The sequence below is a fragment of the Granulicatella sp. 20925_1_28 genome (assembly GCF_041433575.1).
In the GTDB taxonomy this organism is placed as follows: Bacteria; Bacillota; Bacilli; order Lactobacillales; family Aerococcaceae; genus Granulicatella.
On sequence record NZ_JAPWBS010000001.1, the window covers coordinates 98057 to 110829 of the forward strand.

Sequence of the window (12773 nt, forward strand, 5' to 3'; positions counted from 1 at the left end):
GAATGAATTACAAAGAATTATTACAAGAAATCATCACAGAGATTGGAAAAGCCGATTCAATTGTGATATTAAGACATAGAAAGCCAGACCCAGATGCTTTAGGGTCACAAATAGGTCTAAGTGGACTCATTAAGGCAACCTATCCAGAAAAATCTGTTTACGTTATTGGAGATATGCCAGAAAACTTGAAGTATATCGGCGACATGGATGAAATCACTCAAGAGGTGTTCGATAACTCGCTTGTTATTGTTGTCGATTGTTCTACAGCGAGACTTATCAATTGTCCATTTGAAGTGAACGTCGATGAAGTAATTAAGATTGATCACCATCCAAATGTGACACCGTACGGAAAGATTTGTTATGTGGATACAACCGCAGCCAGTGCCAGTGAAATCATGGCAGAGTTTGCTTTTGACGAAGCAACTCCATTTCAAATGAATAAGTCAGCAGCTAACGTGATTTACGCAGGAATCATCGGGGATACCGGTCGATTCTTATATCCGTCAACCACTTCGAAAACTTTTGCACTTGTATCAAAATTGATACAACACGATGTAGATTTGGCTGGAATTGCCGATAAAATGATTACAAAACCACTGAACGTGAATCGAATGACAGGATACATTTACGAGCATCTAGAAGTATCTCGTGAAGGAATGGCGAGTGTAGTTTTAACAAAAGAAGTGCTTGAACGTTTCCAAGCTACTGACCAATTAGCGTCCCTTGTAGTTTCAGTTCCTGGAACGGTTGAAGGGATTCTGGCGTGGAGTATGTATGTGGAACAAGAGGATGGCAACTTTAGAGTTCATTTGCGTTCAAAAGGGCCAACCGTGAATCATATTGCGCAAGCTTTTGGCGGTGGAGGACATACGCTAGCATGTGGCATTCCATCTGTTACGAAGAGTCAAATTTTAGAAGTAGATGCTGAGTTAAAAGCGGCAGTGAAAGCCTTTAAGAAAAATTGAAATTACGCACAAATAAGAGTATTATAAGATGTTGTATTTACAATAAAAATCAGTCCAATTATTGGATGAAAGGAAATATTAAATAATGAATTATACAGAGTTTTTTAAAAAGATTGATGCAGAAATTAAAAAAGCAGATTCAATTGTTATCTTGCGTCATGAATCACCAGACCCAGATGCAATTGGTTCACAAGTAGGGTTAAGAGAAATTATTCGTGCTACTTATCCAGAAAAAACAGTGTATTTATTAGGTGAAATGCCAAGTTCACTAAGTTATATTGGAGAAATGGATGAAATTACACAGGAACAATTCGATGCTGCACTGATTATTGTTTTAGACTGTGCAAATACACCACGTATTGACTGCCCATTTGAAGTAGATTCATCGAAAGTAATTAAAATCGACCACCATCCAGATAGAGATGTTTATGGTGCGATTTCATTTGTAGATACGAATTCAAGTAGTACAAGCGAAATTTTATGTCGTTTTGCATTTGGTGAAGAAAGTACTTGGAAAGTCTCTAAAGAAGCAGCAAATGCATTATATGCAGGTATTGTAGGAGATACAGGTCGCTTCCTATATCCAGCAACGACAGCTGTAACATTTGCAATGGTATCTAAATTATTAGAATTCGATGTAGATATTTCAGGCATTGCTTATCATATGATTACAAACCCCGTTTCAGTTAGCCGTTTAGCAGGTTATATTTACCAAAACATGGAAATTTCTGAGAATGGCGTTGCAGCTACTATTTTAACGCAAAAGGATTTAGAGCACTTTGGAATTGAAGAAGATCAAACACATGGTGTTATTTCACTTCCAAGTACGGTTGAAGGCATTCATTGCTGGGCGTTATTTGTTGAGCAACCAGATGGAAGCTACCGAGTAAATCTTCGTTCTAAAGGCCCAATCGTGAATGTAATTGCTCAAAACCATGGTGGTGGAGGACATCCATTAGCATCAGGTGCGATTGTTCAAACTCTTGAAGAAGTAAACGAAATCGTAAAAGAATTGAATGCATCTTCAAAAGAGTATTTAAGTAAATAATATGGAAAGAGTCGGTTTATCCGGCTCTTTTTTCTTGATTTGGGTTTCAAATGTGAAAAATAATTCTTTTTAAAGGAAGAAAATTGGACTTGATTCTCTCTTGGATAACTCACATTAATGCAGTATAATATATATGAATTTTTATAGAAAAATATTTTTAAAAAAGAAGGAGAACTAGATGAAAAGGTTTATTCATAAATTATCAACTACATTATTAATATTCACATTATTAACGAATCAAGTAGCGCCAACTTTTGCCTATGCGCAGGAGATTAGTCAACCTACAACAGTAGAGACAAGTAATACAGAAACTAGTGAAACACCAGCAGTTGAAACTACGGTGAGTACAGAAAATACTACTTCTGAAGCAAACGAAGCCGCAGCTACAGGTGCTTTAGGGGTAAATGCACAAATCGGTCAAGTAAAAGTAACTGCCACAAACTCAACTGGTAGTGACGAACAATATACAACAAAAAATCGTCAAGGGGATGTTCAATTAGACGGCTCTTTAGTGAGTGAATCTATTGTTGGCGGCTATATTGAGTTTACCTATCCTACAGAATATATCGAGAAATTTACAGTTGCGACTGGTGGACCAGTGATGAGCGTAGATAATTCGACACCAGGTCTATTAAAAGTATACTTGTCAGACATTACGCAAACAACCACAGCAAGTTTTCCTTTTACATTTAAATTTAAGGACCGTGTAACTCCAGAAGGTTATACATTCTCTCCGAAAATCGTGTTAAAAGATAGTACTGGAAACACATTAAAGGAAGTAACGGATTCATTAATTTATAAAGTAAAAGTCGATAAACAGTCATTGTTTAAATATAACGGCACAAATACTACACAAGCGTATACTATTGATAACCGTGAAATTTATGGTGGGAAGGCAACGGGGGAAGCAATTACAAAAGCCTCAGATGTTACTTTCCAATTTAGTTTATCAACGAATACTTTAGGTGGTGGACAAACTCAAAACTGGGGAAATGGAAAAGCACAGACACGTGCTGCAAAAACAATTACAATTACCGACACATTACCAACATATGAAAAAGCTGACGGGACTACAGGAACAGCTGTCTTTGATCCTGCAAAAAATCCAGGATGGACATTAAATGCAGATGGTACTGTTAGTAAAACCATTACTGGTAGCGACACTCTAAATGACACAAATAGTGAAGCGGAACTTGCTTTACGCGAGGAGAGACTTGTTTTAAGTTTTCCAAATGCTAAAACAAAAACGAACATTGTTAATAACGCAAAAACAGAATTGACGTTTATTCAACACGGAGAATCAGAACCAAAATTAACAGTTAGCGATGATATTCAATTTAAACTCATTGGACAATTGATTAGTGATTCTTCTTTCCGTAAATCTAATAACGATAAACAAACTTTAAACGTTGATGCTGGTGCTCCAGATACATCTGTAGCGACATGGATTCTTGGGTTTACGAATACTTCTCCAAGTACAATTTCTAAATTAACATTAGTTGATGAAGACTTAGATGAAAGAATGTATTTCTACTCAGTCGGTTCTCCTGTTTCCAATGCACCATTTGATATGGATGTATATGGGGTAAAAGCAGATGGTACCGAAGTGAAATTAGGAAGTATTGCTAAAGGTAGTAAACAAATTGTGATTGTAGACGAAGATGCCTATAATAAAGTCACAAATCAAGCAAAACAAATTTATGCAGGAACTTTAAAGAAAGACGCCTATCAAAAAGTAAATCGTACTTATGACAGTATAAAAATAAAGCTTCAAGATGGGAAAGTTCTTCAAGCAGGAGAAATTACATCTACATTTATCCAAACGAAATTATTAAATCCATTTGACGAAACTGAACGTAAAGAACCTGTTAGATACAATAATAGTATGCATGCAGAAGGTTTAGTGGATGGCTATGGGGAAGACGGAAAATTCTCTACAAACAAGAGTGAATCATACGAAGATGTAAAAGTGAAAGAAGAAGAAATTCGTATTTCTAAGATTACTCGTTCAAATCCAACAGGTGATTTAGGAGAAGTTGTTGAATATAGTGTTACTGCTGATTTTAGTAACTTATCAGTCAACCGTCGTGTAAATGGAGCTCAAGTGATTGATGTCTTACCTGAGGGAATCACTTATGAAGGGTACTATATTGATAAAAAAGAGCATAGAAACATGGTGAAGGGTGAACCAAGAGTCGTTGAAAATTACAATGGAAGCGGTCGTCAAGCGGTAATATTTGAGTTAAAAGATCTTGATTTCTACAATGACCAAACGATTGGTCGTGACTTTACAGCAATTGTTTCAGCAACAATTACGAAAGAGGCAATGCCAACAGCAGTTCAAACGGCGGATGATTATAAGAAAAATACAGATAATCATGTGTTCTTAGTTGCAAAAGAGTTTTCTCCTTTAGCTAGTAATGTAACGTCACAAACAATGTTAGACAATGTGTTTAAGATTAAGACGCCAGATGGAAAAGTTCCAGATAGAATCGTAGCAGCAAAATCTTCTACGATTGTAAACTTACCGACTGAAATTCGTTCTGAGAAATTTATTTCGACAAAAGATGGAAGTTGGACTCAAAACATGGTTCAACAGAACTATGGTCAAGAGTATAAATATCAGTTGCAAACGAAAAACTATAGTACGTACGATATCGAAACATTTACGTTGTATGATCGTCTTCCATACGCAGGAGATCAAAATGGTTCTGGATTCACTCCGGTTCTCACAAAAGCTTTAAACGTTGAAAGTAAATATACCGTTTATTATCATACGTCAACAAGCTTGCCAAATTCTCCATATGATGCAACGCAGGCGAGTGGCTGGGTCACAGCAGATCAAATTGCTGATTTTACAAAAGTAACAGCCATCAAGGTTGTATTGAATAAAGGTGAAAAGATTGTTCCAGGAGAAGTTGTGAACTTCGTAGTGGAAATGAAAACTCCAGAATACACAGATGGTGCAACAGATACACTAACAGCAACGAATGTTTTCTATACAAACCGCAATGCTGAAAATCCATCTGTTTTTGGTGAAACAAATACCGTTTCAAACCAATTGCCACAATACATTCCAGTTGCTAAGGTTTGGAGTGGGGAAAAAGATGCTTCTATTTCAAGTATTAAAGTGGAATTAAGCAGTAAGAGTAATCCAGATGTTGTTTTAGCAACAATAGTCTTAAATAATGCCAACGACTGGAAAGGTATCTTTAAACTAACAATTGATGGTAAGACATTAGATCCAACTGTGACTGATTACCAAGTGAAAGAAGTCATTGAGGAAAACTATGGTAAAGATTATGAGACAGTCATTACCGGCGAAGGATCTCAAAAAGAAGGATTTACAATCACAAATACACGTAAAACGACAACGCATACTGTTAAAAAAGGATGGGAAGATAATGACAATAAACTTGGCTTACGTAAAGCTATTAAAGTTCAATTGAAACAAAATGGTGAAAACTATGGTGAAGCCATTGAATTGTCAGAGGAGAACCATTGGGAACATACTTTCACTGATTTACCGGCATCTAGTAATGGAGTAGCTTATGAGTACACAGTCGAAGAATTAGATGTTCCAGAAGGTTATACTCATGAAGTGGTAACGAAAGGGACAAACTCAGTTATTACTAACCGTATTCTTTCAGCCATTAAGCAAGACCTAACGTTTAAAAAAGAATTAGAAGGTCGTGATTTAGTAGAGGGAGAATTCACATTTAATCTATTAGATGAAAATGGAAATGTTATTCAAACGGCCAAGAATGCTGCTGATGGAAGCATTACCTTTAAAGATGTGGCATTCGAAAAGGCTGGAACTTACAATTATTCAGTAGTAGAGGTTAGTGGTGATGATGCGCAAATCACTTACGATAAGAGCGTTAAAAAGGTATCAATTGAAGTGAAACAAGAAGATAAAGCGTATGTTGCTACAGTAACTTATGATGCAGATACAACATTTAAAAACAAGTATACCGCACCTGTTGTACCAACCCCTGAACCTTCTAAACCTCAAAAAGATTTACCAAATACTGGTACATCATCGCTTGTTGTACCAACCCCTGAACCTTCTAAACCTCAAAAAGATTTACCAAATACTGGTACATCATCACTTGTAAGTACAATGTTTATTGCAACTTTACTAGTAATGATTGCTTTAGGTTTTGTTTTTACAAACAAACAAGAAAATGAATAATATAATTTTGAAAACATCGATTAGTCGTATGGCTAATCGATGTTTTTATTTAGCTGTTGAAAGCCTTTTGTTTTTTTGAAAAAAATTCTTTAAATGAATTGACTTTAACACGTTTCAAGAATAAAATAATATTATGTGTTAAATCACATTTAACCATAAAAATTATCAATGCAATTTATTTTGATTAAAAATTTAATAGAGACGGAGGTGACTCAATGGACTCAGTAGTAGTAGGTGGCCTCGCGATCTTAGCTTTAATAATTGGAATTGTTGCTGGATATATTGGTTTCAAATCAAATTACGAGAAAAAGTTAGTAGCAGCTCGCGAATCGGCTGAAATGATTATCAAAGATGCAGAAAAAGATGCTGACCGATTAAAAAAGGAAGTATTATTAGAAGCAAAAGAAGAAAATCATAAATATCGTGCTGAAGTTGAAAATGAGTTAAAAGAAAGACGAAATGAAGTACTTCTTCAAGAAAAGAGAATGATTCAACGTGAAAAGAATTTAGATCGCAAAGATGAAATTCTAGAAAAACGTGAACAATCAATTGAAACGAAGGAAACAAAAATCCAAGAAAAACTTGAGAGAGTAACAGAAAAAGAAAATCAAGCTGAAGCTCTCGTTGCAAAACAACAAGATGAATTGGAACGTATTTCTACAATCAGTAAAGAAGAAGCGCAAGAGATTATCATGAAGGACATGACCGAACAATTAAGTAAGGAACGTGCCATCATGATTAAAGAGTCTGAGCAGCTTGCAAAAGATGAAGCAGATAAAAATGCTAAAAATATTATTCTTCAAGCAATTCAACGTTCCGCAGCGGACTTAGTTTCAGAAAATACAGTAACCGTTATGACGTTACCAAGTGATGAAATGAAAGGACGTATTATCGGACGTGAGGGACGTAATATTCGTACCCTTGAATCATTGACAGGAATTGATGTGATTATCGATGAAACACCAGAAGCGGTGGTATTAAGTGGTTTTGACCCAATTCGTCGTGAAATCGCTAAAATGACACTAGAAAAATTAATTTCAGACGGTCGTATTCATCCTGCTCGTATTGAAGAAATGGTTGAAAAATCTCGTAAAGAAATGGATGAGCGTATTCGTACAATCGGTGAACAAGCAACGTTCGAAGTTGGAATTCACTCATTACATCCTGATTTGATTAAGATTTTAGGTCGTTTATACTTTAGAGCTAGTTACGGTCAAAACGTATTGAACCACAGTATCGAAGTGGCTAAGCTTGCTGGAGTGATGGCAGGCGAATTAGGTGAAGATGTGAATCTTGCAAAACGTGCAGGTTTACTTCACGATATCGGTAAAGCACTTGATCATGAAATTGAAGGTTCTCACGTTGAAATCGGAGCAGAAATTGCTCAGAAATATAAAGAGAATAAGATTGTTGTTAATGCAATTGCTTCTCACCATGGAGATGTAGAGCCAACTTCAACAATCGCAGTACTTGTAGCAGCAGCAGATGCTTTATCAGCAGCTCGCCCAGGTGCAAGACGTGAATCAATCGAAAATTATATTCGTCGATTAGAAAGATTAGAAGCTATTGCAACAGAACATGAAGGTGTTGAACGCAGCTTTGCGATTCAAGCCGGACGTGAAGTTCGTGTAATGGTACAACCTGACAAGATTAGTGATGAAAAAGCGATTATTTTAGCGCATGACATCAAAAATCAAATTGAGGAAGAACTCCAATATCCAGGACATATTAAAGTTACAGTTATTCGTGAGACAAGAGCAGTCGAATATGCTAAGTAATCATTGATTGACTTTGACTCTACTGTGAGGTAGATGTAAAACTGTAAACCCCATGACAAGTTGTCATGGGGTTTTATTTTGGCGTTGAATAAGGGAAAAGGCAAGTCTCACAAGGAGAATTGCCTTTTCATTTGAACTATTGATTACGAGCTTCTTGAGTCGTTTGTTCATTATTATTGTTGTTATTATTGTTGTTATTATTGTTGTTTTGCTGACGATTGTTCTGTTGCTGGTTTTGTTGAGTCGTCCGTTCCTCAGCTGTTGTTGGCTGTTCTAGTTGGAACTCATTTGTAATAGGATCTGAACTATCTTTACCAACTGTTACAACTAGAGTCACCGATACGCTAGGTCCACTGATGTTTTGTAATGTCACTTTATTTGTTGATACAGTTTGCGTTTGTCCGTTTACAGTGACTTTGTATTGTGGCTTGTCTTTAGAGTTTGTTTGATAATTATCCCACGTTACAGTGAGCGTCTTTTTACTCTTATCGTAAGTAGCTTTCAAACCAGTAGGACCTTCAATCTTCGTTCCATAGTTCTTAGATTGTTGAGTAGGGACATGACCTTTAACAAATAACTCTGTTGCAATCATATTTGCTGGAGTTCTTGGCCCAGGTAAGCTTAATGGATCAGAACCGATTTCAATCTGTTGTTTGACAACACTATCAGGTTGAACCCAATCGTCTCCGCTAGAAGATTCAGCCATATATTTCATTAAGTAATAATAAATCATTCTTGAGTATTCTTGTTCGGTCGTGTCTACACCGCCACCTTGTTCATAGGGGTTATCATAACCAGTCCATGCAGAAATTGTATAGTCGGTAGAGTAGCCAATAAACCATGAGTCAGGAATGATATCTTCATAATCACTAGCTCCCATTGCACGTTTTTGTTCAACGGTGTAGTTCGATGAACCAGTTTTGGCAGCTGTAGGTAATCCAGGAATAGTTGCTTGTGTTGCGAACCCATATTTGAATGAATCTTTGAGTACATCCGTAATCATGTAAGCTGTTGAATCTTTCATTGCTTGTTTTTGTTCAGGTTTAAATTCAGTCACTTGACCATCACGAGTTGTGACTTTTCTTACCGTATATGGTTTTGAATAAGTACCATAATTACCAAATGTGGCATATGCTGCTGCCATCTTGATTGGAGAAATATCTGCACCAATCGAGTTGCTTTCTACTAAATAGTCTTGACCATCATTTTTAATTTGAATATCTAGATTGTTCAAGAATGATTTGATATTTGTTTCGCCAACAGCTTTAAAGGTTTGTAATGCTGTTGTATTTCTTGAGTAAACGAGGGCAGTACGTAGTGTCATTGCACCTTTGTGACTGAAATCCCAGTTGTTTAATTCAACACCATTTGAATATGTTGTTCTTTGGTCCATGATGGTTTGACCAGTTGAATAGTTGAGGTATTCGATGGCAGGACCGTAGTCTATGACTGGTTTAATCGTTGAACCAGTACTACGTGTATTGTCAGTTGCACGGTTATAACCAAGTAGAGTCGTTTGCTTACGACCACCGTTGACTGCGCGAACTGCACCAGTTTTTGTATCGAGCATAACAACGGCATTTTGAATTTTATCATTTACATATTGAATGTAATCATTTGTATTCACGATATCGTATAAACGTTGTTGTGCTTTAGAGTCGATAGTTGTTTCAATCGTAAGTCCGTCGTTATAAGGATCCAGACCTGTTTTTTCTTGAACTTCTTTTAACACCATTGTTACGAACGAATCATAAACAAGAGCTTTATCGTCACTATTCACATTATTATTATGTGCGATTAAACCATCAGTGACTGGAGTAGCAACTGCCTGGTCATATTGCTCTTTTGAAATCTTTCCATTTTCTTTCATGGAATAGAGTACTAAGTCACGTCGTTCTTTTGCTTGATCCGCATTTGCATATGGATCGTATGAATTCGGTGCTTGTGGCATACCAGCAAGTAAGGCCACTTGGGCTAGACTTAATTCAGATAACTCTTTATTGAAGTAGTAGTGTGAAGCAGTACCAAATCCATAAACATTATTTGCCATATACACTTTGTTTAAGTAGTACGTCAGAATTTGTTCTTTAGAGTAATTACGTTCTAATTGAAGCGCAAGCATGATTTCTTGAATTTTACGTTTATAGGTTTGGTCTTCTTTTTTAGTAGAGAATACCGCTAATTTCACTAACTGTTGAGTAATCGTACTACCACCTTGAGTGATTTGACCAGCTTTTGCGTTTCGTAGGAATGAACCAGCGATACGGATTGGGTCAATCCCCATATGAGAGTAGAAACGTTTATCCTCGATTGAGGTGATGGCATCTTTTAGTAATTGAGGGACTTGTTCACTAGTGATAATATCTCGTTTTTCACCACCAAGTGAATAAATCAGTTCGCCATCTTTATCAAGGATTTTAGTTTCAGTAGCTCCTTCTAAATCACTAGCTTGAATGGTAGGAGCAGTCGCACCGTAGTAAGCGAATATTGCAACGATAGCAATAATAGCTACAGTCACAAAAGCAGCTAGACCAATTAAAATTTTCTTCCACAATTTCTTTTTATTACTAGAACTTGGGTGCTTCTTCCTTGAATTTCGATGCTGAGATGAACGACTTTGTTCAGTATTGTTTTCAGTCATAGATTGACCTCCTTTATAATAGAGCATCTACTGCGTCTAAATAATTTAGAGTCATTTGCAGCGATAGCTCGATTGGTTGACCGTGTTCTTTGATATAGGTCAACGGGATTGATTGACGTTTCTTGCTTGAATCATGAACGAATTGTTCAATCCATTTATATTCAAGTAAATAATATTCTTTCAAACTAGAAAAATAAAAAATAACCAAAGCGATACCGCCTTGTTCACAGCACTCTTTCATATGTTCTAGTTGATGCTCATGAATATTTTTTAGTGGGAAAGAAGTTTTGTTCTTCGTTTCCTTTGCTTCAAAGTCGATGTATCTTCCTTTATACACACCGTTATAGTCGGTTGTAGACGCCTGACGAAAATAGGCTTCCGTAATCTGCGCTGCGCTTCTTGCAGGGTAGTTTACTTTAACGACTTGAATCGGTGTCGGTTTCTTGTGGATGACCGCTCGTTTTTGAAGGCGATAGAGTTCATTGGTTTGATTCAATATGTTCTCTAAACCCATACCGCGACTACTATAATTTGTTTGCATTGTTTGAGACCGAGTAGCCCGTGATAATTTTTTTTGTCCTTTTGGATATTGAATCATTTTATCCCTCCTATGGCGTCTATTATAACATTTTGGCCGAAAAATGAGAAAAACTATTGCTTTTGTTACCTTTTCTTAATCTCTATTCAAAATTCTTGTTAAATTACTGTTGTTTAAGTCAATTATGTTTTACAAAAGAGGAAGAGTATTGTAAAATAAATGAGTATGTAAATCCATTCATCTTTTAGATGAATAATGAATTTATGGAGGAATAATATGACAGCAAAATTCGAAAAAGTTGAAACAAATAAAGTTGTTTTAACATTTGAAATCTCACAAGAAGATATTAAAAAAGGTTTGGACCAAGCGTTTAACCGCGTTAAAAAGAACGTGAACGTACCTGGTTTCCGTAAAGGTAAAGTAAGCCGTCAAGTATTTGAAAAAATGTACGGTGAAGAAGCTTTATACCAAGATGCATTAAACATCCTTTTACCAGATGCATACGATAACGCAGTTGAAGAAACTGGTATTTTCCCAGTAACTCAACCAACAATCGATATCGAATCAATCGAAAAAGGTAAACCATGGGTTATTAAAGCAGAAGTAATTGTTAAACCTGAAGTTAAATTAGGTGAATACAAAGGCTTAACTGTTGAAAAACAAGATCGTACAGTATCTGAACAAGATGTTGAAGATCGTCTATTACAAGAACAAGCTCGTGCAGCTGAATTAGTTGTAAAAGAAGATGCAGCTGAATTAGGTGACACAGTAGTGATTGACTTCGAAGGTTTCTTAGGTGACGAAGCTTTTGAAGGCGGAAAAGGTGAAAACCACTCATTAGAATTAGGTTCAGGTTCTTTCATCCCAGGTTTTGAAGACCAATTAGTTGGCGCTAAAGAAGGCGATGAAGTAGAAGTAAAAGTGACTTTCCCAGAAGAATACCATGCTGAAAACTTAAAAGGTCAAGAAGCATTATTCAAAGTTAAAGTTCACGAAGTAAAAACTAAAGAATTACCTGAATTAACAGATGAATTCGCTAAAGATGTTGATGATTCAGTTGAAACATTAGCAGAATTAAAAGAAAAATTCCGCAAAGAATTAGAAGAAGCTAAAGCAGCAGCTGCTGATGAAGCAGTAGCAGACGAAGCTTTACGTAAAGCAGTAGAAAACGCTGAAATCGTTGAATTACCACACGAAATGGTTCACGACGAAGTTCACCGTCAAATGGAACACTACTTAAACGATATGCGTCGTAACGGAATCTCTCCTGAAATGTACTACCAAATCACTGGTACAACAGAAGCTGATTTACACAAAATGATGGAAAAAGACGCTGACGTTCGTACTAAGACTAACTTAGTATTAGAACAAATCGTTAAAGAAGAAGGCATCGAAGCAACTGATGAAGATGTAGCTAACGAAGTGAAAGAATTAGCTGCTCAATACGGTATGGAAGAAGATGCAGTTCGTGCTGCTGTTTCAGTAGATATGTTGAAAAACGACATCTCAATGAAGAAAGCATTAGCTGTAATTACTGATTCTGCTAAAGAAGCTTAATTTTATGAAATTAAATAGAAAGGCGCCGGTTTCGCTAGAGACCGGCGCTTT

The 12773-nt window shown here is 36.3% G+C and carries 7 protein-coding genes; 5 read left to right on the top strand and 2 right to left on the bottom strand.

Translation table 11 applies throughout. The features are described from left to right. Positions 1–2 precede the first annotated feature (2 nt). From O3793_RS00450 to rny, 4 genes are all read left to right on the top strand, one after another. Positions 3–965 (top strand): bifunctional oligoribonuclease/PAP phosphatase NrnA, encoded by a 963-nt coding sequence (locus O3793_RS00450; protein WP_371444771.1) that lies wholly within the window; start codon positions 3–5, stop codon positions 963–965. An 85-nt stretch (positions 966–1050) separates the two neighbouring features. Then, positions 1051–2013, top strand: a complete 963-nt coding sequence (locus O3793_RS00455; protein ID WP_371444773.1) for a bifunctional oligoribonuclease/PAP phosphatase NrnA — start codon at positions 1051–1053, stop codon at positions 2011–2013. A gap of 178 nt (positions 2014–2191) precedes the next feature. After that, on the top strand, positions 2192–6208 hold the full coding sequence (locus O3793_RS00460) for a Cna B-type domain-containing protein (protein WP_371444775.1): 4017 nt from the start codon (positions 2192–2194) through the stop codon (positions 6206–6208). 215 nt (positions 6209–6423) lie between these two features. Then, positions 6424–7986, top strand: coding sequence for a ribonuclease Y (gene rny, locus O3793_RS00465; protein ID WP_371444776.1), 1563 nt, complete (start codon positions 6424–6426; stop codon positions 7984–7986). Positions 7987–8122: 136 nt separating this feature from the next. Here the strand turns inward: rny and O3793_RS00470 are convergent, their stop codons facing one another. Beyond that, the gene (locus O3793_RS00470; RefSeq protein ID WP_371444777.1) at positions 8123–10627 is read right to left on the bottom strand and encodes a transglycosylase domain-containing protein; all 2505 of its coding nucleotides are present in this window, start codon (positions 10625–10627) and stop codon (positions 8123–8125) included. A gap of 13 nt (positions 10628–10640) precedes the next feature. Beyond that, positions 10641–11225 carry a Holliday junction resolvase RecU gene (gene recU / locus O3793_RS00475; RefSeq protein WP_371444778.1) on the bottom strand — a complete coding sequence of 195 codons (585 nt, stop codon included), beginning with the start codon at positions 11223–11225 and terminating at the stop codon, positions 10641–10643. Between the two features lie 216 nt (positions 11226–11441). On the opposite strand from recU, the gene tig reads away from it, so the two are divergent. Continuing rightward, positions 11442–12722, top strand: coding sequence for a trigger factor (tig, locus tag O3793_RS00480; RefSeq protein WP_371444779.1), 1281 nt, complete (start codon positions 11442–11444; stop codon positions 12720–12722). Positions 12723–12773: the final 51 nt, after the last annotated feature.

Excerpts from the sequence above, each read along its gene's own strand:
- O3793_RS00470 (WP_371444777.1), bottom strand. The coding sequence starts at position 10,627 with ATGACTGAAAACAATACTGAACAAAGTCGTTCATCTCAGCATCGAAAT.
- O3793_RS00460 (WP_371444775.1), top strand. The coding sequence starts at position 2,192 with ATGAAAAGGTTTATTCATAAATTATCAACTACATTATTAATATTCACA.
- O3793_RS00455 (WP_371444773.1), top strand. The coding sequence starts at position 1,051 with ATGAATTATACAGAGTTTTTTAAAAAGATTGATGCAGAAATTAAAAAA.
- recU (WP_371444778.1), bottom strand. The coding sequence starts at position 11,225 with ATGATTCAATATCCAAAAGGACAAAAAAAATTATCACGGGCTACTCGG.
- rny (WP_371444776.1), top strand. The coding sequence starts at position 6,424 with ATGGACTCAGTAGTAGTAGGTGGCCTCGCGATCTTAGCTTTAATAATT.
- tig (WP_371444779.1), top strand. The coding sequence starts at position 11,442 with ATGACAGCAAAATTCGAAAAAGTTGAAACAAATAAAGTTGTTTTAACA.
- O3793_RS00450 (WP_371444771.1), top strand. The coding sequence starts at position 3 with ATGAATTACAAAGAATTATTACAAGAAATCATCACAGAGATTGGAAAA.